23 protein-coding genes, 2 tRNA genes and 3 rRNA genes are annotated in these 26302 nt (G+C 62.0%); 21 read left to right on the top strand and 7 right to left on the bottom strand.

What is annotated here, in order from left to right; all coding sequences use genetic code 11:
- Positions 1 to 9: 9 nt before the first annotated feature.
- The 3 genes from pilB to METRZ18153_RS0118440 all read right to left on the bottom strand — a co-directional run bounded on the left by pilB (position 10) and on the right by METRZ18153_RS0118440 (position 3917).
- On the bottom strand, positions 10 to 1725 hold the full coding sequence (gene pilB / locus METRZ18153_RS0118450) for a type IV-A pilus assembly ATPase PilB (protein WP_019916419.1): 1716 nt from the start codon (positions 1723 to 1725) through the stop codon (positions 10 to 12).
- A 107-nt stretch (positions 1726 to 1832) separates the two neighbouring features.
- Positions 1833 to 3107, bottom strand: coding sequence for an HlyC/CorC family transporter (locus tag METRZ18153_RS0118445; protein WP_020166134.1), 1275 nt, complete (start codon positions 3105 to 3107; stop codon positions 1833 to 1835).
- Between the two features lie 3 nt (positions 3108 to 3110).
- Positions 3111 to 3917, bottom strand: coding sequence for a cytochrome C assembly family protein (locus METRZ18153_RS0118440; protein WP_020166133.1), 807 nt, complete (start codon positions 3915 to 3917; stop codon positions 3111 to 3113).
- 37 nt (positions 3918 to 3954) lie between these two features.
- Here METRZ18153_RS0118440 and ffh point away from each other — a divergent pair, with 37 nt between their 5' ends.
- The gene (gene ffh, locus METRZ18153_RS0118435; RefSeq protein WP_020166132.1) at positions 3955 to 5310 is read left to right on the top strand and encodes a signal recognition particle protein; all 1356 of its coding nucleotides are present in this window, start codon (positions 3955 to 3957) and stop codon (positions 5308 to 5310) included.
- A gap of 15 nt (positions 5311 to 5325) precedes the next feature.
- Complete coding sequence (locus METRZ18153_RS0118430; protein ID WP_020166131.1) at positions 5326 to 5949, top strand: response regulator transcription factor; 624 nt, start codon at positions 5326 to 5328, stop codon at positions 5947 to 5949.
- Here the strand turns inward: METRZ18153_RS0118430 and METRZ18153_RS0118425 are convergent, their stop codons facing one another.
- Entirely contained in the window at positions 5950 to 6561 is a 612-nt protein-coding gene (locus METRZ18153_RS0118425) for a lytic transglycosylase domain-containing protein (RefSeq protein WP_020166130.1), read from the bottom strand.
- Positions 6562 to 6563: 2 nt separating this feature from the next.
- On the bottom strand, positions 6564 to 8285 hold the full coding sequence (locus METRZ18153_RS0118420; protein WP_020166129.1) for a proline--tRNA ligase: 1722 nt from the start codon (positions 8283 to 8285) through the stop codon (positions 6564 to 6566).
- 146 nt (positions 8286 to 8431) lie between these two features.
- On the opposite strand from METRZ18153_RS0118420, the gene METRZ18153_RS0118415 reads away from it, so the two are divergent.
- The 6 genes from METRZ18153_RS0118415 to coq7 all read left to right on the top strand — a co-directional run bounded on the left by METRZ18153_RS0118415 (position 8432) and on the right by coq7 (position 12832).
- Positions 8432 to 9010: an RNA pyrophosphohydrolase gene (locus METRZ18153_RS0118415; protein ID WP_020166128.1), complete on the top strand. Its 579-nt coding sequence runs from the start codon at positions 8432 to 8434 to the stop codon at positions 9008 to 9010.
- Positions 9011 to 9152: 142 nt separating this feature from the next.
- Complete coding sequence (locus tag METRZ18153_RS0118410) at positions 9153 to 9572, top strand: rubrerythrin family protein (protein WP_019916429.1); 420 nt, start codon at positions 9153 to 9155, stop codon at positions 9570 to 9572.
- A 93-nt stretch (positions 9573 to 9665) separates the two neighbouring features.
- Positions 9666 to 11009, top strand: coding sequence for a heterodisulfide reductase-related iron-sulfur binding cluster (locus METRZ18153_RS0118405; protein WP_020166127.1), 1344 nt, complete (start codon positions 9666 to 9668; stop codon positions 11007 to 11009).
- Between the two features lie 13 nt (positions 11010 to 11022).
- Positions 11023 to 11610 carry a DUF3501 family protein gene (locus METRZ18153_RS0118400; RefSeq protein WP_020166126.1) on the top strand — a complete coding sequence of 196 codons (588 nt, stop codon included), beginning with the start codon at positions 11023 to 11025 and terminating at the stop codon, positions 11608 to 11610.
- Position 11611: 1 nt separating this feature from the next.
- Entirely contained in the window at positions 11612 to 12184 is a 573-nt protein-coding gene (locus METRZ18153_RS0118395; RefSeq protein WP_043363952.1) for a CNP1-like family protein, read from the top strand.
- A gap of 21 nt (positions 12185 to 12205) precedes the next feature.
- The gene (gene coq7, locus METRZ18153_RS0118390; protein WP_198291263.1) at positions 12206 to 12832 is read left to right on the top strand and encodes a 2-polyprenyl-3-methyl-6-methoxy-1,4-benzoquinone monooxygenase; all 627 of its coding nucleotides are present in this window, start codon (positions 12206 to 12208) and stop codon (positions 12830 to 12832) included.
- A gap of 10 nt (positions 12833 to 12842) precedes the next feature.
- Here the strand turns inward: coq7 and METRZ18153_RS0118385 are convergent, their stop codons facing one another.
- On the bottom strand, positions 12843 to 13265 hold the full coding sequence (locus METRZ18153_RS0118385) for an OsmC family protein (RefSeq protein WP_020166123.1): 423 nt from the start codon (positions 13263 to 13265) through the stop codon (positions 12843 to 12845).
- A gap of 477 nt (positions 13266 to 13742) precedes the next feature.
- Here METRZ18153_RS0118385 and rplM point away from each other — a divergent pair, with 477 nt between their 5' ends.
- The 6 genes from rplM (at position 13743) to erpA (ending at position 17282) form a co-directional block, all read left to right on the top strand.
- Positions 13743 to 14171 (top strand): 50S ribosomal protein L13, encoded by a 429-nt coding sequence (rplM, locus tag METRZ18153_RS0118380; protein WP_020166122.1) that lies wholly within the window; start codon positions 13743 to 13745, stop codon positions 14169 to 14171.
- 13 nt (positions 14172 to 14184) lie between these two features.
- Positions 14185 to 14583 carry a 30S ribosomal protein S9 gene (rpsI, locus tag METRZ18153_RS0118375; RefSeq protein ID WP_019916439.1) on the top strand — a complete coding sequence of 133 codons (399 nt, stop codon included), beginning with the start codon at positions 14185 to 14187 and terminating at the stop codon, positions 14581 to 14583.
- Positions 14584 to 14707: 124 nt separating this feature from the next.
- On the top strand, positions 14708 to 15739 hold the full coding sequence (gene argC, locus METRZ18153_RS0118370) for an N-acetyl-gamma-glutamyl-phosphate reductase (protein ID WP_020166121.1): 1032 nt from the start codon (positions 14708 to 14710) through the stop codon (positions 15737 to 15739).
- Between the two features lie 44 nt (positions 15740 to 15783).
- On the top strand, positions 15784 to 16473 hold the full coding sequence (locus METRZ18153_RS0118365; protein WP_020166120.1) for a DUF6776 family protein: 690 nt from the start codon (positions 15784 to 15786) through the stop codon (positions 16471 to 16473).
- A gap of 23 nt (positions 16474 to 16496) precedes the next feature.
- The gene (locus tag METRZ18153_RS0118360) at positions 16497 to 16898 is read left to right on the top strand and encodes a bactofilin family protein (protein WP_020166119.1); all 402 of its coding nucleotides are present in this window, start codon (positions 16497 to 16499) and stop codon (positions 16896 to 16898) included.
- A 33-nt stretch (positions 16899 to 16931) separates the two neighbouring features.
- Entirely contained in the window at positions 16932 to 17282 is a 351-nt protein-coding gene (gene erpA / locus METRZ18153_RS0118355) for an iron-sulfur cluster insertion protein ErpA (protein WP_019916445.1), read from the top strand.
- A 12-nt stretch (positions 17283 to 17294) separates the two neighbouring features.
- Here erpA and METRZ18153_RS0118350 read toward each other — a convergent pair whose 3' ends face one another.
- Positions 17295 to 18383, bottom strand: coding sequence for an anhydro-N-acetylmuramic acid kinase (locus METRZ18153_RS0118350; RefSeq protein WP_020166118.1), 1089 nt, complete (start codon positions 18381 to 18383; stop codon positions 17295 to 17297).
- 105 nt (positions 18384 to 18488) lie between these two features.
- Here METRZ18153_RS0118350 and tyrS point away from each other — a divergent pair, with 105 nt between their 5' ends.
- From tyrS to METRZ18153_RS0118315, 7 genes are all read left to right on the top strand, one after another.
- A complete protein-coding gene (tyrS, locus tag METRZ18153_RS0118345; RefSeq protein ID WP_029143875.1) occupies positions 18489 to 19688 on the top strand; it encodes a tyrosine--tRNA ligase in 1200 nt (399 codons plus the stop codon).
- A 352-nt stretch (positions 19689 to 20040) separates the two neighbouring features.
- Positions 20041 to 21573, top strand: a 16S ribosomal RNA gene (locus tag METRZ18153_RS0118340).
- A gap of 120 nt (positions 21574 to 21693) precedes the next feature.
- A tRNA-Ile gene (locus tag METRZ18153_RS0118335) sits at positions 21694 to 21770 on the top strand.
- 29 nt (positions 21771 to 21799) lie between these two features.
- Positions 21800 to 21875: transfer RNA gene (locus tag METRZ18153_RS0118330), tRNA-Ala, on the top strand.
- Positions 21876 to 22155: 280 nt separating this feature from the next.
- A 23S ribosomal RNA gene (locus tag METRZ18153_RS0118325) occupies positions 22156 to 25043 on the top strand.
- Positions 25044 to 25175: 132 nt separating this feature from the next.
- Positions 25176 to 25289, top strand: a 5S ribosomal RNA gene (gene rrf, locus METRZ18153_RS0118320).
- Together the 16S, 23S and 5S rRNA genes with 2 tRNA genes alongside form the textbook arrangement of a ribosomal RNA operon.
- Before the next feature lie 118 nt (positions 25290 to 25407).
- Positions 25408 to 26172, top strand: a complete 765-nt coding sequence (locus METRZ18153_RS0118315; RefSeq protein WP_020166116.1) for a tRNA threonylcarbamoyladenosine dehydratase — start codon at positions 25408 to 25410, stop codon at positions 26170 to 26172.
- Positions 26173 to 26302 lie beyond the last annotated feature (130 nt).

Here is a 26302-nt window from a genome sequence, read left to right as displayed (position 1 = left end):
CGGCGTCGCTCATTCGTTGGTGCAGGCGAGCACTTCGGCCAGCGAAGTGACGCCCTGCCTGACCTTCAGCAGACCGGACTGGCGCAGGTCCTTGACGCCCTCGCGGCGTGCCTGCGCGGCAATGTCGATCGAATTGCCGTTGGTCATGATGATATGCGCAATCTCGTCGGAGATCGGCATCACCTGATAGATGCCGACCCGACCCTTGTAGCCGCTGCCCTTGCAGCGCTCGCAGCCGACCGGTGCATAGGGTTGCCAGCTGCCGTCGAGGTCCGCTTCGGTGAATCCCGCTTCCAGCAGCGCTTCGACCGGAATGTCCATCGGCTGCTTGCAGGAGCATAGCCGGCGCGCCAGCCGCTGGGCAGTGATCAAAATGACACTGGACGCAATGTTGAAGGCGGCGATGCCCATGTTGCGCATGCGATCCAGCGTGGTCGGTGCGTCGTTGGTGTGCAGCGTCGACAGCACCAGGTGACCGGTCTGTGCCGCCTTGATCGAAATTTCGGCCGTTTCGAGGTCGCGTATTTCGCCGACCATGATCACGTCCGGATCCTGCCGCAGGAAGGACTTCAATGCGGCGGCGAAGGTGAGGCCGGCCTTGTCATTGACATTGACCTGGTTGATGCCCGGCAGGTTGATTTCGGCCGGATCTTCGGCGGTCGAGATGTTCACACCCGGCTTGTTCAGGATGTTCAGACAGGTGTACAGCGACACCGTCTTGCCGGAACCGGTGGGACCGGTCACCAGAATCATGCCGTAGGGGCGCTCGATCGCATGCATCAGCGAGGCGCGCTGTTCGGGCTCGTAACCGAGCGCGTCGATGCCCAGCATGGCCGAACTCGGGTCGAGGATACGCATGACGATCTTCTCGCCGTGCAGTGTCGGCAGGGTACTGACACGGAAGTCGATCGCCTTGGTCTTGGACAGCACGAATTTCATCCGGCCGTCCTGCGGCACCCGCTTCTCCGAAATGTCCAGCCGCGAAATGACCTTGATGCGCGATGCGATCTTCTCGCGCAGCACCAGCGGCGGCTGGGTGATCTCGCGCAACACCCCGTCCGTGCGATAGCGGATGCGGTAGTACTTCTCGTAGGGTTCGAAGTGGACGTCGGAGGCGCCCTCGTTGATTGCGTCCAGAAGTATCTTCTGGATGAAGCGCACCACCGGCGCATCGTCGATTTCGACCTGGGCGTCGTTGCTGGCGGCGGCATCTTCCTCCGGCGCCATCTCACCGTCGAAGTCGAAGTCGACCGAAGCAATTGATTCCAGGGCCTTCTCGACGGTTTCCGACAGCTTGTCGACAAGGGTCGCGAGCTTGTCGGTTTCGACGACGACCGGGTCCACGGCCAGGCCGGTCTGGAAGCGAATTTCGTCGATGGCGCGCAGATTCGACGGGTCGGCGATCGCCACCGCCAGCCGGTTGCCGCGCTTCTTCAGCGCCAGCACGCGGTGGGTGCGCATCAGCTTCTTGTCGATCGCGTCCGCCGGGAACTGGTCCGGGTCGTACTGCGCGAGGTCCAGCAGCGGATAGCCGAAGGTTTCCGAGGCGAAGGCGGCTGCGTCGCGTGCGCTCATCTTGCCGCTGGCGACCAGTTGCGCGATGAAACCGTGGCCGGATTGCGCGCCTTCGCGTGTCAGGCTCTCAGCTTCGGTCTCGGTCAGCCGCCCGCTCTGCGCCAGCGCGCGGGCAAGACCCGACAGTGCATTCTTAGCGGTGGCGGCCATGGCGCATTAGGGGGAATCAGCGAGCGGTGTTGAAGTTTCGTCTTCGATGATGACGATTCAGGCTTGATCTGTAAACGGTTTGTGGCCGGCGTATCTTGAGCGCCGGCTCAGGCTGCGTCCTGTGGTTTGAACAGACGCACACTGCGCACCATGCGGTCCTCGGTGTGCAGGATTTCCATCGCGACAGTGCCGATCCGCACCGACAGACCGGATTCCGGAATGTCCTGCAGATGTTCGAGCAGCAGGCCGTTCAAGGTCTTCGGTCCGTCCAGCGGCAGGGCCAGCCCGAGCTTGCCGTTCAGCTCGCGCAGACTGCGCCCGCCATCGACGATGACGCTGTTGTCGCCGTTCCAGCTCAGCGACTGTCCGCTGCCCGGTACGCCGGTGGTGAACTTGCCGACGATTTCCTCGATGATGTCTTCCAGCGTGACCAGCCCTTCGACCTCGCCGTATTCGTTCACCACCAGCGCCAGACGCTGCCTGTTCTCCTGGAAGAACTGCAGCTGGCTGTAAAGCGGTGTCGCCGACGGCACGAAGTAGGGCCGGGTCAGCAGTCCGCGGATTTCGTCCTGATCCAGTTCGCCGGCCGACAGCGCGCTGACCACCCGCCGCTGCGGCAGCACGCCGAGCACCCGATCGAGGTCGCCTTCGAACACCGGCACCCGACCGTGATGGCTGGTGGCGATCTGGTGCTGGATCACTTCGAGCGGCTGCTCGAGGTCGATCGCCTCGATCTGGTTGCGCGGCGTCATCACGTCCTCGACCGTCACGTCCTCCAGTTCGAACAGATTGATCAGGATGCGCCGGTGGGCGGCCGGGATGAAGTGGCCCGATTCCGTCATCAGCGCGCGCAATTCCTCGGCCGACAGCGTCTGCCCCTCGTCCGTGTTGCCCGGCTGCAGCCGCGTGATGCGCAGCAGCGCCGACACGAACAGGTTCACCGTCCATACCACCGGATAGAACACCTTGAGCAGCGGCGTCAGCACGAAGGCCACCACCGGCGCGATCGCGTTCGCGTAGCCCGCGCCCACGACTTTCGGCGTAATTTCCGAGAACACCAGGATCATGAAGGTGATCAGCAGCGTGCCCAGCCCCAGCGCCAGTTCGCCCTCGCCGAACAGGTCGATCGCGATGACGCCAGTCAGCGTCGCCGCGGCGGCATTGACCAGGTTGTTGAACAGCAGGATGACGCCGAGCAGCTTGTCCGTCTGCCCCAGCAGGTCGAGGGCGCGTTGCGCGCCGCGCGAGCCGTTCTGGGCAGCCGCCTTCAGGCGGAAGCGGTTGGAGGCCATCATCGCCGTCTCGGCCATCGAGAAGAAGCCGGACAGCACGAGCAGCACACCCAGCACGATCAGCTGGGTGGAAAGTGGGATCGAATCCATCGGTCAGGCGCGGCCGAGCACGACCTCGAGCACGAATTGCGTACCTATATAGGCGAGCAGCAGGACGAAGAAGCCGCCGAGCGTCCACCGCAGCGCCAGCCGACCGCGCCAGCCGCGGAAATGACGGCCGGCCAGCAGCGTGCCGAAAACCACCCATGCAAGGATGGCGAACACCGTCTTGTGGCTGAAGGCGAGCGGTTTGCCGAACACCTGTTCGGAGAAGGCAATGCCGGTAATGAGCGTGGCGCTCAGCAGCACGAAGGCGATGGTGATGAGGCGGAACAGCAGGCCTTCCATCACCAGCAGCGGCGGCATGTTCTCCAGCAGACGGATCAGCCGGCCGCGGTGCAGGTTGCGCTCGACCGCAGACATCAGCATTGCGTGCAATGCCGCCAGCGTGAACAGGCTGTAGGCGGTCATCGCCATGACGAAGTGGGCGCGGAAAAGCAGATTGTCGGCGTTGCCGATGTCGTGCCGGCCGGGCCAGATCACCGGTACCGCTGCGCACAGCGCTGCGGCAGGGAGGGCCAGCATGTGCAGACCGTCGAGTCGCGATGACAGGCTTTCGATCCAGTAGAACACCAGCGCCAGCCAGGTCATCACCGCCAGTGCGTCTCCCGCACCGAAGCGCATGCGGCCCTCAGGGAAGATCTGCAGCGACAGCACCGCGGCGTGCACCAGCAGTGCCGCGGCCAGTGCCGCCGGCCGCACACCGCCGGCCGCGGCGTGTGCGCCTGCTCGCGCCGGGCGCATGAACCAGAAGGCGAGCGCAGCGTAGAGGGCGGAAGGAAGCAGTTCGATTAGAATCATTGGCTTCAGTTTAACCCAAGGCGCACGCCGCTCTTTCATGCTGGATAACCTCACCCAACGGCTCGCCAAGGTCGTCAAGACGCTGCGTGGACAGGCGCGACTGACCGACGAGAACATTTCGGACATGCTGCGCGAAGTGCGCATGGCGCTGCTCGAGGCGGACGTCGCCCTGCCGGTGGTGAAGGAACTGGTCACCCGCATCCGTGAAAAGGCGGTCGGCCAGGAAGTCGTCGGCTCCCTGACGCCGGGCCAGGCGCTGGTGGGCGTGGTGCACGACGAACTGGCGGCGCTGATGGGCGGCGCCACCGCCAGCCTCAATTTCGCGACGCAGCCGCCGGCCATCGTGCTGATGGCCGGCCTGCAGGGCGCCGGCAAGACCACCACGGTCGGCAAGCTGGCCAAGTGGTTGAAGGAAACGCAGAAGAAGAAGGTTCTGACGGTGTCGTGCGACGTCTATCGTCCGGCGGCCATCGAACAGCTGCGTACCGTGACCGGGCAGGCCGGAGCGGAGTTCTTCCCGTCGACACCGGACCAGAAGCCGGTCGACATCGCCCGCGCCGCTGTCGACTTCGCAAAGACGCGCTATTTCGACGTGCTGCTGGTCGATACCGCCGGCCGGCTGGCGATCGACCAGGCGATGATGGATGAAATCCGCGCGCTGCATCAGGCGCTGAATCCGATCGAAACGCTGTTCGTCGTCGATGCGATGCTGGGTCAGGACGCGGTCAACACCGCCAAGGCGTTCAAGGACGCGCTGCCGCTGACCGGCGTCGTGCTGACCAAGCTCGACGGCGATGCACGCGGTGGCGCCGCGCTGTCGGTGCGCCACGTCACCGGCGCGCCGCTGAAATTCGCCGGCGTCGGCGAAAAGCTGACCGGGCTCGAGGAATTCCATCCGCAGCGCATGGCGTCGCGCATTCTCGGCATGGGCGACATCATGGGCCTGGTCGAGGAAGCGCGTCGCCAGGTCGACGAGGACCAGGCCAAGGAATTCGCGCAGAAGCTGAAGAGCGGCAAGGGCTTCGACCTGAACGACTTCAAGGCGCAGATCGCGCAGATGCGCAAGATGGGCGGCCTGTCGGCGCTGATGGACAAGCTGCCGGCGCAGTTCGCCGGTGCCGCCCAGCAACTGCAGGGCGGCCAGGACGAGAAGGCGATCCGTCGCATCGAAGGCATCATCAACTCGATGACGCCGGCCGAACGCACCAAGCCCGAACTGATCAAGGCCAACCGCAAGCGTCGCATCGCGGCGGGTTCGGGTACCTCGGTGCAGGAGGTAAACCGCCTGCTGAACCAGTTCGAGCAGACGCAGAAGATGATGAAGCAGTTCTCCAAGGGCGGCATGCAGAAGCTGATGCGCGGAATGAAGGGCATGCTGCCCGGCATGCGCTGAGCCGCCGACGATCCCATGGCGCGTCCGCTGGTCTGCGTGGTCGACGACGACGCCGCGATGCGGCGGGCGCTGTGTCAGGCGCTGACCGGGGTCGATGCGGACGTGCAGGGGTTTTCCGGCGCCGGCGTGCTGCTGCAGGACCGCGAGGCGCTGGGGCGCGCCGCCTGCGTGCTGCTGAACGCGTCGCTGCGCGGCATCAGCGGACTCGATCTGCAGTCCAGCCTGCGCGTGGTCGGCAATCGGGCGCCGGTGATCTTCGTGTCCGGCCCGTGCGACGTGACCGTTGCGGTACGTGCCTTGCGGGCCGGCGCACTCGATTTCATGCTGATGCCGATCGAAGCGGCTGTGCTGCGCTTGCGGGTCACCGAGGCGCTGGTCCGCGCGAGTTCGGCGGACGCGCGGCGTCAGCGCGTGCAGCAGGTCGCCGACGCCCTGGCGAACCTCACCGCACGTGAGCGCGAGGTGCTCGATCGCGTCGTGCGCGGGCTGCCGAACACAGGCATCGCCGCCGAACTGGGCATCAGTGCGAAGACGGTGGAGCAGCACCGCGCCCGCGTGATGGACAAGATGCGCGCCGGGTCGCTGGCCGAGCTGGTCGCGCGCGTGACCGAATGGCGGGTGCTGTCCGAGTCGGTCTGATCAGGGATTACTGGCCGACGTGATGGCTGGCCACGACCAGTGGCGTTCCCAGGCGCCGCGCACCATGTTCGGATACTCCGCCTTGCCCAGGCTGCCGTTGTAGCGGCCGAGCGCGCGGAAGAGGTTGCCCTTCTCGATGTCGAGATAGTGACGGAGGATGGTGCAGCCGAAGCGCAGATTGGTGCGCAGATGGAAAAGATTGCTTTCTTCGCTGCCGATCAGCTTCACCCAGAACGGCATCACCTGCATGTAGCCGCGCGCTCCCGCGCTGGATACCGCGTACTTGCGGAAACCGCTCTCGACCTGGATCAGGCCCAGCACCAGTTGCGGGTCCAGGCCGGCGCGCGTGGCTTCGTAATGCACCGTCTTCAGGAATTCCATGCGCCCGGCCTCGTCCGGCATGCGCTTGGCCAGTCGCTCCGACATCGTGCCGAGCCACAACTGCTTCTGTGGCGATGAGAACGCCGGCAGGTCGGGGGCCGCGCGGTCGCTGATGGCCAGATGCAGCGCCGCGCGCACGCTGTCGGCCAGCGGTTCGTACTGCTGCGACGCGCGCGCGCCGCCGGCCGTCAGGGCCAGCGTCAGCACGAAGGTCGCAGCCAGCCGCTTCATGGTCAGACCGGCTCGCCGATCAGCGCGCGCACGGCATCCGGCGCCACCTTCTGCGCCGCCGCGTCGCGCCGGTTCTGGTACTCGATCACGCCTTCCTTCAGGCCGCGCTCGCCGACCGTGATCCGGTGCGGCACGCCGATCAGTTCCCAGTCGGCGAACATGACACCCGGACGCTCGTCGCGGTCATCGAGGATGACGTCAAAGCCGGCTTCGCTCAGTTCGTCGTACAGCTGAGTGGCGGTCGCGCGCACCTGTTCCGACTTGCTCCAGCCGACCGGGCAGATGACCACTTCGAAGGGCGCGATGGACTGCGGCCAGATGATGCCGCGCTCGTCGTGGTTCTGCTCGATGGCGGCGCCGACCAGACGGGTCACGCCAATGCCGTAACAGCCCATGACCATGACGCGCGGTTTGCCGGTTTCGTCGAGATAGGTGCAGTTCATCGCTTCCGAATATTTGGTGCCGAGGAAGAACACGTGACCGACCTCGATGCCGCGCTGTATCGACAGCCGGCCCTTGCCGTCCGGCGACGGGTCGCCCTCGACCACGTTGCGCAGATCGACGACGGCCTCGGGCTCCGGCAGGTCGCGTCCCCAGTTCACGCCGGTCAGGTGGGCGTCCACCTCGTTCGCGCCGGTGACGAAATCGCTCATGTTGGCCACCGTCAGGTCGGCGATTACGTGTACCGGCTTCTTCAGTCCGACCGGACCCAGATAGCCCGGCTTGCAGCCGAAATGCTCGACGATCTCGGCTTCGGTCGCGAAACGGAAGCCGTCCTTCAGGCCGGCCAGCTTCGACGCCTTCACCTCGTTCAGTTCGTGATCGCCGCGCAGCATCAGCAGCCACAGCTCGGTCTTGCCTTCCTTATCGGTCGCCAGCACGATCGACTTGACCGTGCGTTCGAGCGGCAGGCCGAGCAGTGTGGCGACGTCCTCGCAGCGCACGGTGCCCGGTGTGGGGGCCTTTTCCAGCGTCTGGATCGGCGCTGCGCGGTCGGCGATCAGCGCGGTTGCCTGCGCCAGTTCGATGTTGGCGGCGTAGTCGGAATCCGGGCACCAGGCGATCAGGTCCTCGCCGGTGTCGGCGATCACCTGGAATTCGTGACTGCGCGAGCCGCCGATGGCGCCGGTGTCGGCGGCGACGGCGCGGAATTCGAGGCCCAGGCGACGGAAGATGCGCATGTAGGCGTCGAACATGATGTCGTAGCTGCGGCCGGCGGCTTCTTCGTCACGGTCGAAGGAGTAGGCGTCCTTCATCGTGAATTCGCGGCCGCGCATCACGCCGAAGCGCGGCCGGCGTTCGTCGCGGAACTTGGTCTGGATGTGATAGAAATTCTTCGGCAACTGGCGCCAGCTGTGGATTTCGGCGCGAGCGATGTCGGTCACCACCTCTTCCGACGTCGGCTGGATGATGAAGTCGCGGTCGTGCCTGTCCTTCACCCGCAGCATTTCCGGCCCCATCTTGTCCCAGCGGCCGGTTTCCTGCCACAGCTCGGCCGGCTGTATCAGCGGCATCAGCAGTTCGATGGCGCCGGCGCTGTTCATCTCGTCGCGGATGATGCCCTCGATCTTGCGGATCACCCGCAGCCCCATCGGCATGTAGTTGTAAATGCCGCCGGCGAGCTTGCGGATCATGCCGGCGCGGGTCATGAGCTTGTGCGACACGACCTCGGCGTCCGAGGGGGCTTCCTTGAGCGTGGAAATGAAGAATTTGCTGGCGTACATGGAGGGAGTGGAATCCGCTGCGGATCAGGCAATAAACCTCCGATTCTAGCCGTTTCGCGCGGATCGGCCCGCGCCGGGTCGTTTGCTTCAATTCGGCGGCGAAATGTGGAAGAATCCACGGAAAATCTTACACAGCAGGTTCAACCATGCTCGACCGGGAAGGGTACCGCCCGAACGTCGGCATCATTCTGATCAACGGGCGCAACGAGGTCTTCTGGGGCAAGCGCATAGGCGAGCACGCCTGGCAGTTTCCTCAGGGGGGCATCAACCACGGCGAATCGCCGGAGCAGGCGATGTATCGCGAGCTCTGGGAAGAGCTGGGGCTGCGTCCGCAGCATGTGCGCATCGTCGGTCGCACGCGCGACTGGCTGCGCTACGACGTGCCGCGCAATTGGGTGCGACGCGAATGGCGCAGCGCCTACCGCGGCCAGAAGCAGATCTGGTATCTGCTGCGCATGGTCGGTCGCGACTGCGATGTCTGCCTGCGCGCCACCGACCACCCGGAATTCGATGCCTGGCGCTGGAGCGACTACTGGATTCCGCTCGACTCGGTGATCGAGTTCAAGCGCCAGGTCTACCAGCAGGCGCTCACCGAACTTGCGCGCCTGGCTTTTCGTCCACCGCGTCCGCGTGGTGCGATGCGGCAGCCCGACGGCGACGACGCCGGCGAACACGCGCTTCCGGGCCCTGGTGCGCTGCAGGATCCGCTGCACTCGTCTTCCTGACCTCACCCCTCAGTCGATCCGCCGTCCTTGAAGCGGCGCAATGCCTGCTTATACTGGGTCTAAGTCGCGCCGTTTCTTCGCCTGTTGCCGGCGCGGCCCTGCCCTCCGGGGCATCCCTCACCCATTGTTGAAGGAGGCGTCCATGCAACTCAAGGGTTCGAAGACCGAGGACAATCTGAAGTGCGCGTTTGCCGGAGAGTCGCAGGCGAATCGCCGCTATCTGTACTTTGCGGCCAAGGCCGATGTCGAGGGACAGAACGACGTCGCCGCCGTCTTTCGTTCCACGGCCGAGGGCGAAACGGGTCACGCACACGGGCACCTGGAATATCTCGAAGCCTGTGGCGATCCCGCGACCGGTCTGCCGATCGGCGGTACGCGTGACAACCTGAAGGCGTCGATAGCCGGCGAGACGCACGAGTACACCGATATGTATCCGGGCATGGCCAAGACCGCTCGCGACGAGGGGTTTGAGGAAATTGCCGACTGGTTCGAGACGCTGGCCAAGGCCGAGCGCTCGCACGCCAATCGTTTCCAGAAGGCGCTCGACGGCTTGCTCGACTGAGTTCACGCCGGCCGCGGGCCGGCAGCGCTCCGCCACGGTGGACGCGGGCGTTGCCGGCGTCCGCCACCCCGTGCGTCGACCGGAGAATGTGCGATGACCGTTCGCGAAGGCAGTCTGGAGCCACCGAAGCGCCACCCGATAGACTGGAAGAGTGCCGCCTACTACGACGAGGCGGCGCTGATGCAGGAACTCGAACGCACGTACGACATCTGCCACGGCTGCCGCCGGTGCGTGAATCTATGCACCGCCTTCCCCAAGCTGTTCGACCTGATCGACGAAGGCGACAGCGGTGAAGTGGATGCGATTCCGAAGCAGCGGTACTGGGAGGTGGTGGACCAGTGCTATCTGTGCGACATGTGCTTCATGACCAAGTGTCCGTACGTGCCGCCGCATCAGTGGAATCTCGACTTCCCGCACCTCATGTTGCGCGCCAAGGCGATCAAGTTCAGGAAGGGCGAGACGCGCTTCCGCGACCGCCTGCTGACCAGCACCGATGCCATTGGCAAGCTCGCCGCCATTCCGGTAGTGGCGCAGACCGTCAATGCGGTGAACGGCAATGGTGCTGCGCGTTCGCTGATGCAGCGGGTGCTCGGCGTACACAAGGATCGCCAGCTGCCGCCTTACGCGCCGCGTCGCTTCCGCGGCATTGCCGAGCCGGCCGACGGTTTCGCCGTGCGCGACGGACAGCGCACGCCCGGAAAGGTGGCGGTGTTCTCGACTTGCTACATCAACTACAACGAACCGGGTATCGGCGTCGATCTGCTCAAGTTGCTGGCGCACAACGAAATCCCTTCCGTTCTGGTCGAGAAGGAAGCCTGCTGCGGCATGCCCAAGCTCGAACTGGGCGATCTGGCGCAGGTGGAGGCACTGAAGGCGATCAACATTCCGCCACTCGCACGCCTCGCGCGTGAAGGGTGGGCCATCCTGGCGCCGGTGCCGTCGTGCACGCTCATGTTCAAGCAGGAACTGCCGCTGATGTTTCCCGACGACGCCGATGTCCGTGCGGTGGCCGATGCGATGTTCGATCCGTTCGAGTACTTCGTGCTGCGGCATAAAGACGGGTTGCTGAAGAGCGATTTCAGGCGCGAACTCGGTCGCGTGTCCTATCACATCCCCTGCCACTCGCGCGTGCAGAACGTCGGCCAGAAAACGCGCGAAGCGCTGCAACTGGTGCCCGGTACGCAGGTCAGCACGGTCGAGCGCTGCGCGGGTCACGACGGCACCTGGGGCGTGAAAGAGGAGTTCTTCGATCAGTCGATGAAGATCGGCAGGCCGGTGTTCCGGCAGATGCAGGGCAGCGACCCTGACTTCGTCAGCTCGGACTGCCCGATCGCCGGCCGCCACATCATGCAGGGCATCGCCGACAGTCAGGGCGGCACGCGCGCGCAGAAGGCGCATCCGCTGACCTTGTTGTGCATTGCCTATGGACTGGGCTGAGGGAGGGTGATAGATGCCGGCAATCGCACGCGACAGTCTGATGAGCCTCGAGCAGTATGCGCGCGAGCGCCCGCAGTTCCGGGCCCGTGTGATCGCGCACAAGCGTGAGCGCACACTGCATCTTGGCGAGCACGTGACGTTGCTGTTCGAGGACGAACTGACCGTCCGCTATCAGGTGCAGGAAATGCTGCGGATCGAACGCACTTTCGAGGAGGCGGGCATTCTCGACGAACTGGGCGCTTACAATCCCCTCATCCCCGATGGCAGCAACTTCAAGGCCACGATGTTGATCGAGTATCCGGACGAGCAGCAGCGAACGCAGAACCTCGCCCGACTGATCGGCATCGAGGACACCGTGTGGATGCAGGTCGATGGATTCCCTCCAGTGTCCGCGATCGCCGACGAGGATCTTGAGCGCGAGAACGCGGTCAAGACCTCGGCGGTGCATTTTCTGCGCTTTGAACTGACTGCCGAAATGAAACGCGCGCTCGTCGAGGGCGCGGCCCTGTCGGTCGGCGTCGACCATCCGCACTACAGTGCGGGCGTTACGCCTGTGCCGGCGGCGCTGCGAACATCGCTGTGCGCTGACCTGGTGAACTGAAATGCCGTTTTTCCCCGTTGGCCGGTTGCTGTCCGGCCTCATCTTTCTTGCAGGTGTTTCCGCGGTCCATGCGCAGATCACCGACTGGCAGAAGCCTGAGCCCTTCCGTGGCGAAACCGTCGATCCGGCGGCCAAGGTGACCGAGGACGATTACGAAGTCCCTCCGCTGCCGGAGAAGGTCGAGTGGCAGGAGTTCTATCTGAATGCCTCGACGCGCAACCGCTACTACATCGCGCGCGAGCCGCTGACTGTCGGCAAGGACGGCGCCATCCGCTACATATCCCGCGTTGTCGCGCCAAGCGGGACCGAAAACATCGCGGCTGAGGCGCTGCGCTGCGGTACAGGTGAGCGCAGGACGTATGCAAACCTGCGTTCGAACCGTGAGTGGGCGCCGACGCGCGGCAGCCGTTGGCTTCCGATCGGCGGCGGAAACCGCCTGAATTCCTACCCCTTCATGCTGTATTCGGATTACATGTGCGCGGATGGCTTCGCACTGCAGCCGAAGAAGGTGCTCGAAATGCTGGCCAACAGTTTCAATGCACGCACCGGTACGCCGCTGACCGGCTATCGTTGAACATTCCGACTTTCATCGACGATCTCCATGCTCGACCGCCTGATTACCGAACTTGATCGCGCTCTGCGCACACTGGCCGCGCCTGCGCGCACCGGACGGCCGCTGCCCGGCGGTGAGCTGCCTGAGGCCGAGCTCGACGAGACGCAGCGCAGTCAGGTCGGCGCGCTGATGCGCATCAACCACGTCGGTGAGATCTGCGCCCAGGCCCTCTACCAGGGGCAGGCCCTGACCTGCCGTGAGCCCGCCGTGCGCGACGCCCTGCGCCGTGCGGCTGTCGAGGAAACCGAGCACCTGAGCTGGACAGCTTCGCGCATGGCTGAACTGGGCAGCCGTCCCAGCCTGCTCAACCCGCTGTGGTACGGCGGCGCGCTGATGATGGGGGTTGCGGCCGGGCTGGTCGGCGACAAGTGGAATCTGGGCTTCCTTGCCGAAACCGAGAAGCAGGTCGAAGCACACCTGCAGGGGCACCTTGACCGCCTGCCGCCGGCCGACCAGAAATCCTGGCGGATACTGGAACAGATGCGCCAGGACGAGCGCGAACATGCGCACACGGCCGAGCGGCTCGGCGCTGCGCAACTCCCGGCGCCCGTCCGACTCGCGATGCGGGCCGCCTCCCGGGTCATGACCGGCGTCGCCTATTACGTCTGAGCGAGGGGCGTCAGGCGCCGGTTTCGATGATCTCCCACGTGTGTTCCATCTTCGCGGTCTTGCCGATCATGATGGACGCGGAGCAGTACTTCTCGGCCGAGAGGTGAATCGCGCGCTCGACCACCTCGGGTTTCAGGCCGCGACCACTGATCTTGAAATGAAAGCCGATGCGGGTGAATACCTTGGGGTCTTCGCTCGCGCGATCCGCCTTCAGAGCAACTTCGCAACCGGTGACCTGCTGGCGGCTCTTCTTCAGGATGAGCATGACGTCGAATGCAGTGCAGCCGCCGGTGCCCGCCAGCAGCAGTTCCATCGGGCGCGCCGCCAGGTTGCGGCCGCCTGCTTCGGGTGCGCCATCCATATTGATCATGTGTCCCGAGCCGGTCTCGGCCAGGAAGCTCATGTTGTCCACCCACTTCACCACACAGTCCATTACGCACTCCCTTCAGTGATGCGCGATTGTAATCAGGTGTCGGCCGGCGCGCGGCCCATGGGGATTGGTGCGCTGCGGTAGCCGGTTTGCTGGCGACGGTGTGGTGAGCGGTGTTCCTGACTTGGGTTCTGATCGATGGCCGCAGGTATCTCTTTTATCCACATGATTTGAATGGTTGTTTGTGTGGCAGGCGTTGGCGGGTGGTGCGGAAATGGCAGGCGCACCGTCTTTGTGCGATGCAAAAAATTCTTGCCTTTGCGTTGAGCGTGATCAATAATCAGGACAGGTTTCGCGGGCGTCGTTCAATGCGATGTCTGCCGCAGGTGTCTCCTCCACCCTCCTCCTTTGGTGTGGATTCAGCGCGACTCCCAGGAGTCGCGCTTTTTTTGTTGTCTATCAGGGATTGACACGCTCGAACTCGCGAGTTAAATTCGCGGGCTTTTGGGCGATCTCGCCCAGAATCACAGGACGTTCGAGATGAAAACCTTTTCAGCCAAGCCGCATGAAGTCGTGCGCGACTGGTACGTTGTCGATGCCTCTGACAAGGTACTCGGGCGCCTCGCCAGTGAGATCGCACGCCGTCTGCGCGGCAAGCACAAGCCTGTCTTCACCCCGCACGTGGACACCGGTGACTACATCGTCGTCGTGAATGTCGAGAAGCTGCGTGTGACCGGTGACAAGGCGCAGGACAAGAAGTACTACCGCCATTCGGGTTACCCGGGCGGTATCTACGAAACCAATTTCACCAAGCTGCAGCAGCGCTTCCCGGCGCGCGTGCTTGAGAAGGCCGTCAAGGGCATGCTGCCCAAGGGTCCGCTCGGTTACGCGATGATCAAGAAGCTGAAGTGCTACGCCGGCGCAGAGCATCCGCACGCCGCGCAGCAGCCCAAGGCTCTGGACATCTGAGGACGGAACGGTCATGGCATTCAAAGTTGATTATTACTATGGCACCGGCCGTCGCAAGACCGCGGTTGCCCGCGTGTTCCTGCGTCCGGGCAAGGGCGCTTTCGTCGTCAATGACAAGCCGGTGGACGAGTTCTTCTCGCGCGAAACGGGCCGCATGGTCGTCCGTCAGCCGCTCGAGCTGACCGAACACGTCAGCACCTTCGACATTCTCGTGAATGTCACCGGTGGTGGCGAATCGGGTCAGGCTGGTGCAGTGCGTCACGGCATCACCCGCGCGCTGATCGATTACGACGCGACGCTGAAGCCGGCGCTGAGCAAGGCTGGTTTCGTCACCCGCGATGCCCGTGAAGTCGAGCGTAAGAAGGTCGGCTTCCACAAGGCGCGTCGTCGCAAGCAGTTCTCGAAGCGCTGATACACCGCGCTCCGGCGCACGGAAAGAGCCGCCTTCGGGCGGCTTTTTTCATTTCTGGCATCATTCCGCTTTTTCCGTGATCGATCCGGATGGATCGGCGCGGGTCGGCGCAGGAGGGATCGAAGTGGGTATCAAGGCGGGCATCGTTGGCGGAACAGGCTACACCGGGGTCGAATTGCTGCGCCTATTGGCGCGCCACCCCGAGGTCGAGCTGTCGGCCATCACTTCGCGCGGCGATGCGGGGCGTCCGGTAGCGGACATGTTTCCCAGCCTGCGCGGTCATGTCGATCTCGCTTTTTCGGACCCGGCCCAGGCTGGGCTGGAGAACTGCGACGTCGTCTTCTTTGCGACGCCGAACGGCATCGCGATGCAGCAGGTGCCTGCGCTGCTCGAAGCCGGGGTGAAAGTGGTCGATCTGGCCGCGGATTTCCGGTTGAAGGACGAAGCGGCGTGGGAAAAGTGGTACGGCATGCCGCATGCGTGCCCTGACGTACTGAAGACCGCGATCTACGGCTTGCCGGAAGTCAATCGTGAGCAGGTGCGCACGGCGCGGCTGGTGGCCAATCCTGGCTGCTATCCGACGGCGGTGCAACTCGGATTCATTCCGCTGATCGAGGCGGGCGTCATCGACCGCGCTACGCTGATCGCCGATGCGAAGTCGGGTGTATCCGGTGCGGGGCGCAAGGCCGAGGTGCACACCTTGTTCGCGGAGGCTGGGGACAACTTCAAGGCTTACGGTGTCGGTGGGCACCGGCATCTACCCGAGATACGCCAGGGGCTGGCCGCCGTGGCCGGTGCCGACGTGGGCCTGACTTTCGTACCTCATTTGACACCATTGATTCGTGGCATCCATGCGACGCTTTATGCTCGACTGACCAAGGACTGCGACTTGCAGGCCCTGTTCGAGAACCGCTATCGCGGCGAGCGCTTCGTTGATGTGCTGCCCGCCGGCAGTCATCCTGAGACACGTTCGGTGCGTGCGTCGAACACCTGCCGGATCGCGGTCCATCGTCCGCAGGGCGGCGACACAGTCGTGGTCTTGTCGGTGATCGACAACCTGGTCAAGGGGGCTGCCGGACAGGCGGTGCAGAACATGAATCTGATGTTCGGGTTCGACGAGTCGTGTGGGCTAGAACTCGTTCCGGTCTTGCCCTGAGGGCGCGCCGCTGGCGCTTCCGCCACGGTATCGCCGCGCGGCAGGTGGCGATCCGTTCGCACGCGCCCTGGTGGCTCAAGCTTCTCGTCGCGGCCGGCGTCATGGCACTGGCGCTGGCGGCTGCCCGTGGAATCTACGACGCCGGTCGAGGCTGGGTCGGGCTGGACGTCGATGACATGCAAGCCGAGGTCGTCTCATTGCGTGAGCGTCTGGCGGTCATGGATGCCGAGCTTGCGAGCATGCGACAGCAGGCAGACTCGGCACACAGCAGCCTGCAGATCGAACGCACGGCACAGGAACAGCTGGCCGCCCGGATACGTTCGCTGGAGAGCGAGAATGCGCGCTTGCGGGAAGACGCTCTGATTTTCGAAAGCCTGGCCGGGGCGGGTTCCAGCGGTATCGAGCAGGGTTTCAAGATCAACCGGCTGGTGCTGGAGCCGGACGGAGAGGCCGGGCGGTACCGCTATCGCATGCTCATCGTCCGCCAGGGAGGGAAGGTCGACGTCGACACTAAGGGTACTTACCAGATCGTGGCGTCGATTGACCGTGCCGGTCAGGGTGCTACCATCACTTTCCCGCCGGATTCGGGTGCCGAGAACAGCCGGCTGACTTTCCGGCATTTCCAGCGTGTCGATGGCGTGCTCGCCGTACCGAAGGAGGCGAGGTTGCTCTCCATCGAGGCTCGCTTCCTGCAGGATGGACAGATCAGGGCAAGAGCGACCGCATCCTTGTGACGGTTGCCGGAATCGGAGGGGACATGTTCGGCAAGAAGCCTGAGAAACCCAGCAAGCGCATCGACAGCCTGATTGGTGCAGGCACGCGTGTGAATGGCGACATCCATTTCCGCGGCGGCCTGCGCGTCGATGGCGAGGTGATCGGCAACGTACGTGCCGATGACAACGCGCCGAGTACGCTGGTGCTGAGCGAGCATGCGCGTATCGAAGGTGCGGTGACTGTCACGCATGCGATGATCAACGGGACCGTGCAAGGTCCTATCGTGTCGACCGAGTTTCTGGAACTGCAGCCGCAGGCACGAATTTCCGGTGACGTGGTCTACAACCGTCTGGAGGTGCACCTCGGCGCCATCGTCAAGGGGCAACTCGAACATCAGGAGACTGCGCCGCGCGCGGTCGAATTGAAGCTGGCCAGCGGAAGCTGATGCCGGCGAAGCGTCAACCAGGAGTACATACTTATGAATGCAGTGACTGAAATGCCCCTTCCGCTGGTCTTTTCCGAAAGCGCAGCGAACAAGGTGAAGGAGCTGATCCTCGAAGAGGGCAACCCGGATCTGAAGCTGCGTGTTTTCGTGTCCGGTGGTGGCTGTTCCGGCTTCCAGTACGGTTTCACTTTTGACGAAGTGACCAACGAGGACGACACCGCGCTCGAGAAGAATGGCGTGACGCTGCTGATCGACCCGATGAGCTACCAGTATCTCGTCGGCGCAGAGATCGACTACAGCGAAGGTCTCGAGGGCGCGCAGTTCGTGATCAAGAACCCGAACGCGACCTCGACCTGCGGCTGCGGATCGTCTTTCTCGGTCTGATCGACCGCTGCCTCAGGCGGGCCAGATCGCGCCGAGCACGCGCTGGCCGCGTGCGCCGGTCACCTCCGGCAGGTTGCCCGTCTCGCGGTTCAGCGTGCGCTGCGCCAGCCACGCGAATGCCAGCGCCTCCACCTGCTCGGGTGGTACGCCTTCATCGGCCGTGCTCCGCACAGGGCAGCCGACGTGTACGGCGAGCCGCTGCAGCAGGTGACGATTGAACGCGCCCCCGCCGCACACCGCGACATCGTCCGGGCGAAAACCCGCGGTGTTCAGCGCGTCGGCTACCGACTGTGCGGTCAGTTCCGCCAGCGTGGCCTGGACGTCCTCGTCGCGGATGTGCTCCGGCAGCAGTCCGAGCAGCCACTCAAGATTGAATTGCTCGCGCCCGCAACTTTTCGGCGGCGGCGCGGCGAAGAAGGGGTGCGCAAGCAGTCTCCCAAGCGATGCCGCGTCGACCTGGCCGCTCGCCGCCCAGGCGCCGTCCCTGTCGTAGTCAAGGCCGCGACGATGCGCGATCCAGGCATCCATCAGCACATTCGCAGGGCCGCAGTCGAAACCGCGCACGGGCCGGGCGGATTCCAGTAGCGTCAGGTTAGCCATTCCGCCCAGGTTCAGTACTGCGCGCGCCCGGTCCGTTGATCCGAACAGGCTCGCGTGGAACGCAGGGACGAGAGGCGCGCCCTGTCCGCCGGCGGCCAGGTCGCGCGCGCGGAAATCCGACACCACGCAAATACCCGTCTCCTCGGCGAGGATGGCCGGTGCGTTCAGCTGAACGGTGTAGCCGTGAGCCGGCATGTGGCGGACGGTCTGTCCGTGGCAGCCTATGGCCTTGATTGAAGCAGCCGCAGCGCCTGTCTGGTTCAGCAGTGTGCGGACCAGCCCTGCATAGACGTGCGCCAATTCGATCGCCGCGATCTGCGACCGGTGTATTTCGTCGTCGCCGCTTGAGCAGAGCGTCTGCAGTTCTTCCCGCAAGGCGGTTGGAAAGGCCCGGTGCGCATGTCCCGCCACCTGCGGGCGCGGGGAGGCCAGGTCCGCAAGCACCGCATCTACCCCGTCCAGACTGGTGCCCGACATCAGCCCGATGTACAGCGAGCTCATCGGCTCATCCTTCTGTCCGCCGACCCGCTTGCGCTAACATCGAGCGCTTTGTCGGTCGTCGCGTGGCAACTGCCTGCGCGAGGCGCGTGTATTCGGGGTTCGGTCATGGTTGAAGTGGAACAGGCGTTGGCGTTGATCAAGCGGGGGGTCGAAGAACTGCTCCCCGAAGCGGATCTGGTCGAGAAACTCAAGTCGGGGCGACCGCTTCGCATCAAGGCGGGGTTCGATCCTACCGCACCGGACCTGCACCTCGGTCACACCGTGCTGCTGAACAAGCTGAAGCACTTCCAGGACCTCGGTCACCAGATCCTGTTCCTGATTGGCGACTTTACAGGCGCGATCGGCGATCCGTCGGGCAAGAACGTGACCCGCCCGCCGCTGTCCCCGGAACAGGTGCTGCAGAACGCGGAAACCTACCGCGAACAGGTGGGCAAGATCCTCGACCCGTCCCGCATGGAGGTCGTGTTCAACTCGACCTGGATGAATCAGCTCGGCGCCGACGGCATGATCCGGCTGGCGTCGCGGCACACGGTTGCCCGCATGCTCGAGCGCGACGATTTCGCCAAGCGCTACGCCGGCAACCAACCGATCGCCATCCACGAATTCCTCTATCCCTTGTGTCAGGGCTACGACTCGGTTGCGCTGAAGGCGGATGTCGAGCTCGGCGGCACGGATCAGCGCTTCAATCTGCTGATGGGGCGCGAACTGCAGAAGCAGTACGGCCAGGCGCAACAGGTCGTGCTGATGATGCCGCTGCTGGAGGGGCTGGATGGCGTCAACAAGATGTCGAAGTCACTGGGCAACTACATTGGCGTGTCCGAGCCGCCGAACGAAATCTTCGGCAAGGTCATGTCGGTGTCCGACGAACTGATGTGGCGTTACTACGAACTGCTGTCCTTCCGCGGTCTCGACGAGATCGCGGGCCTGCGTGCTGAAGTTTCCGCGGGGCGCAATCCGCGGGACGTGAAAGTGATGCTGGCGCAGGAACTCGTCGGCCGTTTTCATGGCGCGGCGGCAGCGGCGGCAGCGCTGGTCGACTTCGAATCGCGTTTCCGTCAGGGCGGCATCCCCGAGGACCTCGAGGAGGTGGTGCTCGAAAGTGCGGGTGCAGGTATAGGCATCGCACAGGCGTTGAAGGCGGCCGGACTCACCGCCACCACCTCCGAGGCCCTGCGCATGATCGATCAGGGCGGGGTCCGGCTCGATGGCGACAAGGTTTCCGATCGCGGACTCGTGCTCGCGGCAGGCACAACGGTCGTGGCGCAGGTGGGCAAGCGAAAATTTTCTCGCCTCGTCGTGCGCTGAGACGCGCACGTCTCGGGCTTGATTTTTCGGGATGTTTTTATTCAATCGTACTTTCCCGTAGCCGCATGAAAGAGGTGCGCCAAAAAAACTTAAAAAATCTTTGGCGAAAGTGTTGACCACCTCGAAATTATCCGTAGAATGCGCACCTCTCGTTGCTCAGCAGCGAACGTTCTTTAACAAAACAAACAGCCGATAGGTGTGGGCACGGCGTGGTTGTAACGGCGAGTAGCTGTCGTTTCAGGGATTCCTGGGGTGGTGGTTGATCGCATGACAACTAAATTGAAGTGCTCATACGAATCAAAGGTTTTAAGCGAAAGCTTATACCTGTGAATTCTGACGAGTTTTGGGAATTAAACTGAAGAGTTTGATCCTGGCTCAGATTGAACGCTGGCGGAATGCTTTACACATGCAAGTCGAGCGGCAGCGCGGTCTTCGGACTGGCGGCGAGCGGCGAACGGGTGAGTAATACATCGGAACATGCCCAGTCGTGGGGGATAACACTTCGAAAGAAGTGCTAATACCGCATACGTCCTGAGGGAGAAAGCGGGGGATCGCAAGACCTCGCGCGATTGGAGTGGCCGATGTCAGATTAGCTAGTTGGTGGGGTAAAGGCCTACCAAGGCAACGATCTGTAGCTGGTCTGAGAGGATGATCAGCCACACTGGGACTGAGACACGGCCCAGACTCCTACGGGAGGCAGCAGTGGGGAATTTTGGACAATGGGGGCAACCCTGATCCAGCCATTCCGCGTGAGTGAAGAAGGCCTTCGGGTTGTAAAGCTCTTTCGGCAGGAACGAAACGGCGAGCTCTAACATAGCTCGCTAATGACGGTACCTGAAGAAGAAGCACCGGCTAACTACGTGCCAGCAGCCGCGGTAATACGTAGGGTGCGAGCGTTAATCGGAATTACTGGGCGTAAAGCGTGCGCAGGCGGTTGTGTAAGACAGGTGTGAAATCCCCGGGCTTAACCTGGGAACTGCGCTTGTGACTGCACGGCTAGAGTATGGCAGAGGGGGGTGGAATTCCACGTGTAGCAGTGAAATGCGTAGAGATGTGGAGGAACACCGATGGCGAAGGCAGCCCCCTGGGCCAATACTGACGCTCATGCACGAAAGCGTGGGGAGCAAACAGGATTAGATACCCTGGTAGTCCACGCCCTAAACGATGTCGACTAGGTGTTCGGTGAGGAGACTCATTGAGTACCGCAGCTAACGCGTGAAGTCGACCGCCTGGGGAGTACGGTCGCAAGATTAAAACTCAAAGGAATTGACGGGGACCCGCACAAGCGGTGGATGATGTGGATTAATTCGATGCAACGCGAAAAACCTTACCTACCCTTGACATGTACGGAACCCTGCTGAGAGGTGGGGGTGCTCGAAAGAGAGCCGTAACACAGGTGCTGCATGGCTGTCGTCAGCTCGTGTCGTGAGATGTTGGGTTAAGTCCCGCAACGAGCGCAACCCTTGTCATTAGTTGCTACGCAAGAGCACTCTAATGAGACTGCCGGTGACAAACCGGAGGAAGGTGGGGATGACGTCAAGTCCTCATGGCCCTTATGGGTAGGGCTTCACACGTCATACAATGGTCGGTACAGAGGGTTGCCAAGCCGCGAGGTGGAGCCAATCCCAGAAAGCCGATCGTAGTCCGGATCGCAGTCTGCAACTCGACTGCGTGAAGTCGGAATCGCTAGTAATCGCGGATCAGCATGCCGCGGTGAATACGTTCCCGGGTCTTGTACACACCGCCCGTCACACCATGGGAGTGGGTTTCACCAGAAGAGGCTAGCCTAACCGTAAGGGGGGCGGTCGCCACGGTGAGATTCATGACTGGGGTGAAGTCGTAACAAGGTAGCCGTATCGGAAGGTGCGGCTGGATCACCTCCTTTCTAGAGTCACAATCAGGTCGTGTCCACAACCTATCGGCTGTTAAAGAAGCAACAAGGGCAAGGAGCTCGGGCGAGTCAGCGATGACGAGCCCGCGTTGAGCACCCGACCCTGGAAGGACCGGGTCTGTAGCTCAGCTGGTTAGAGCACCGTCTTGATAAGGCGGGGGTCGTTGGTTCGAACCCAACCAGACCCACCAGATTGCCTGCATGAGTAAGTGCAGTCTTTGGGGGATTAGCTCAGCTGGGAGAGCACCTGCTTTGCAAGCAGGGGGTCGTCGGTTCGATCCCGTCATCCTCCACCACTTCCTTTGATGGGACGTCGGTTGTTCTTGTTGCCGTAGCTTTGAGTGTGAGGCGTGGGGTGCAGAAATGCTGCCCAGACCTCACCCGCAAGGGTGCGAAGTTTGATCTTTAAAAATTTGGAAGAAGTAAAGGGATGTCGGCGTTTCAACCGCGTCGGCATCTCATGGGTAGTGATTGCATCGTCCCACCTCTTTGAACCAGCGGTGGGATAGATAGCGCGAGCGCTTGAGAACTATCCTGTAGTGCGGTGTGAGACGCAAGTCGAGCACAGCGTTATAGGGTCAAGTGAATAAGTGCATGTGGTGGATGCCTTGGCGATCACAGGCGATGAAGGACGTGCAAGCCTGCGAAAAGCTGCGGGGAGCTGGCAATGAAGCTTTGATCCGCAGATGTCCGAATGGGGAAACCCGGCCCGTAAGGGTCATCCCTGGCTGAATACATAGGCCAGAGGAAGCGAACCGAGCGAACTGAAACATCTAAGTAGCTCGAGGAACAGAAATCAACCGAGATTCCCAAAGTAGTGGCGAGCGAACTGGGAGTAGCCTGCACGACTAAACCATTTACTTAGCAAAACGGTCTGGAAAGTCCGACGATACAGGGTGATAGTCCCGTATGCGAAAAGTAGATGGCGGGTCTGAGCGTGCGACAAGTAGGGCGGGACACGTGAAATCCTGTTTGAAGATGGGGGGACCATCCTCCAAGGCTAAATACTCGTGATCGACCGATAGTGAACCAGTACCGTGAGGGAAAGGCGAAAAGAACCCCGGGAGGGGAGTGAAATAGATCCTGAAACCGCATGCATACAAACAGTGGGAGCCTCGAAAGGGGTGACTGCGTACCTTTTGTATAATGGGTCAGCGACTTACGTTCAGTAGCGAGCTTAACCGAATAGGGGAGGCGTAGCGAAAGCGAGTCTGAATAGGGCGATTCAGTTGCTGGGCGTAGACCCGAAACCAGATGATCTATCCATGGCCAGGATGAAGGTGCCGTAACAGGTACTGGAGGTCCGAACCCACTAATGTTGAAAAATTAGGGGATGAGCTGTGGATAGGGGTGAAAGGCTAAACAAATCTGGAAATAGCTGGTTCTCCCCGAAAACTATTTAGGTAGTGCCTCATGTATCACTCTCGGGGGTAGAGCACTGTAATGGTTGGGGGGGTCATTTCGATCTACCCCGCCATAGCAAACTCCGAATACCGAGAAGTGCGAGCATGGGAGACAGACGGTGGGTGCTAACGTCCATCGTCAAGAGGGAAACAACCCAGACCGCCAGCTAAGGCCCCCAATGCGTGGCTAAGTGGAAAACGAGGTGGGAAGGCATAGACAGCCAGGAGGTTGGCTTAGAAGCAGCCATCCTTTAAAGAAAGCGTAATAGCTCACTGGTCGAGTCGTCCTGCGCGGAAGATGTAACGGGGCTCAAGCCACGAGCCGAAGCTGCGGATATGTCGTAAGACATATGGTAGGGGAGCGTTCTGTAAGTCTGCGAAGGTGTCTGGTAACGGATGCTGGAGATATCAGAAGTGCGAATGCTGACATGAGTAGCGATAAAGCGGGTGAAAGGCCCGCTCGCCGAAAGCCCAAGGTTTCCTACGCAACGTTCATCGGCGTAGGGTGAGTCGGCTCCTAAGGCGAGGCCGAAAGGCGTAGTCGATGGGAAACAGGTCAATATTCCTGTACCAATCCATGATGCGATGGGGGGACGGAGAAGGTTATAGCAGCCGGGTGTTGGACGTCCCGGTTTAAGCAGGTAGGCGTGCTGCGTAGGCAAATCCGCGCGGCTTAGCCGAGATGTGATGACGAGGAGCCACGTGCTCTGAAGTGCTAGATACCACGCTTCCAGGAAAAGCCTCTAAGCTTCAGTCATGGATTGACCGTACCGCAAACCGACACAGGTGGGCAGGATGAAAATTCTCAGGCGCTTGAGAGAACCCAGGAGAAGGAACTCGGCAAATTGATACCGTAACTTCGGGAGAAGGTATGCCCCTAGTAGGTGAAGTCCCTCGCGGACGGAGCCCAACGGGGTCGCAGAGAATCGGTGGCTGCGACTGTTTAATAAAAACACAGCACTCTGCAAACACGAAAGTGGACGTATAGGGTGTGACGCCTGCCCGGTGCCGGAAGGTTAAGTGATGGGGTGCAAGCTCTTGATCGAAGCCCCGGTAAACGGCGGCCGTAACTATAACGGTCCTAAGGTAGCGAAATTCCTTGTCGGGTAAGTTCCGACCTGCACGAATGGCGTAACGATGGCCACACTGTCTCCTCCTGGGACTCAGCGAAGTTGAAATGTTTGTGAAGATGCAATCTCCCCGCGGCTAGACGGAAAGACCCCATGAACCTTTACTGTAGCTTTGCATTGGACTTTGACGGGACTTGTGTAGGATAGGTGGGAGGCTGTGAGACGTGGTCGCCAGATCACGAGGAGCCATCCTTGAAATACCACCCTGGTGTCGTTGAGGTTCTAACCTAGGCCCGTGAATCCGGGTCGGGGACCGTGCATGGCAGGCAGTTTGACTGGGGCGGTCTCCTCCTAAAAGGTAACGGAGGAGTTCGAAGGTTCGCTTGGTACGGTCGGACATCGTACCTAAAGTGCAATGGCAAAAGCGAGCTTGACTGCGAGACTGACACGTCGAGCAGGTGCGAAAGCAGGACATAGTGATCCGGTGGTTCTGTATGGAAGGGCCATCGCTCAACGGACAAAAGGTACTCTGGGGATAACAGGCTGATTCCGCCCAAGAGTTCACATCGACGGCGGAGTTTGGCACCTCGATGTCGGCTCATCACATCCTGGGGCTGTAGCCGGTCCCAAGGGTATGGCTGTTCGCCATTTAAAGTGGTACGTGAGCTGGGTTTAAAACGTCGTGAGACAGTTTGGTCCCTATCTGCCGTGGGCGCTGGAAGTTTGAGGGGGCCTGCTCCTAGTACGAGAGGACCGGAGTGGACATACCTCTGGTGTACCGGTTGTCACGCCAGTGGCATCGCCGGGTAGCTAAGTATGGAAGAGATAAGCGCTGAAAGCATCTAAGCGCGAAACTCGCCTCAAGATGAGACTTCCCGGGGACTCGATCCCCCTGAAGGGTCGTGGAAGACCACCACGTTGATAGGCTGGGTGTGGAAGTGCAGTAATGCATTAAGCTAACCAGTACTAATTGCCCGTGCGGCTTGACCCTATAACCGTGTGCTCAACAATCGTTGATATCGCACCGGTGATCCCAAGTGCCTCGCGCACACAATCACCCCAAATCCTTTACTTCTTCCACATGTAGGCCCGATGCACCTCGCGCCTGCATGAAAAGCTTCAGCCTGGTGCCCATAGCGCTGTGGAACCACCCCTTCCCATCCCGAACAGGACCGTGAAACGCAGCCGCGCCAATGATAGTGAGCACCTCGCTCGCGAAAGTAGGTCAGCGCCAGGCTACCCCACAACACAACGCCCGATCACCCTCCAGTGATCGGGCGTTTGTGCGTCCACACCCCGCTCCACCACAGCTCACCAACCCCGCAAACGACCAAAACCGGACCACAATCCGTCCCATGGCCGATCAAAACACCCCACGCGCCTTCTCCGGCATCGACCGCCTCTACGGCAACGGCGCTTACGCAAAACTCCACAACGCATCCGTCACCATCGTCGGCATCGGCGGCGTCGGATCATGGGCCGCCGAAGCAATCTCCAGACACGCTATACAAAATATCAACATCATCGACCTCGATAACGTCGCCGAGTCGAACATCAACCGACAGCTGCAGGCACTCCAGACCACCCTCGGCATGGCCAAGGTCGATGCCATCGCACAGCGCATTGCATTGATCAATCCGGACGCCACGGTGAGCTGCGTCGAGGACTTTCTCACCCCGGAGAACGTAGTCGATTTGCTGTCCTCCCGACCTGATGCGGTGATCGACTGCACTGACCAGACCGCGGCGAAAGTGGCGATGGCGGAGCATTGCCATCAAGAAGGCATCGCGCTGTTCATGGCCGGCGCTGCGGGCGGGCGTACCGATCCGACGCGCATCCGTCACGCCGATCTCGGTGCGAGTCAGGGTGACGCATTGCTCGCACGCGTGCGCGCCTTGCTCCGCAGGAACGGTCGCATGACCTTCGCGCGCAAGGACTGTTTCGGCATCGAGGCCGTCTATTCCGCCGAACCGATGCGCAAGCCGCCGGTCGAGGCATGTGACGCCAACGCGTCACCACAAGGGCTGAGTTGTGCAGGTTACGGTTCCAGTGTCTGCGTCACGGCCGGCTTCGGTTTCGCGCTGGCCGCACGTGCAATAGAACATCTGCTGAAACAGTGAGCGCAACACTTCAAGCGCAAACACCGCTACACTGCGCCTGCGCCGTGCCAATAGGCGCGTTCCCTTGTCTCCCTGACAAGAGGAGGCATAAGCCTCCCTTCCGGAATCCACACCCTGTCTGCCTGTATTG

The sequence above is a fragment of the Methyloversatilis discipulorum genome (genome assembly GCF_000385375.1).
Classification (GTDB): domain Bacteria; phylum Pseudomonadota; class Gammaproteobacteria; order Burkholderiales; family Rhodocyclaceae; genus Methyloversatilis; species Methyloversatilis discipulorum_A.
The sequence above is the reverse complement of the archived record's forward strand: the minus strand, read 5'-3'. Positions and strand labels throughout refer to the sequence as shown.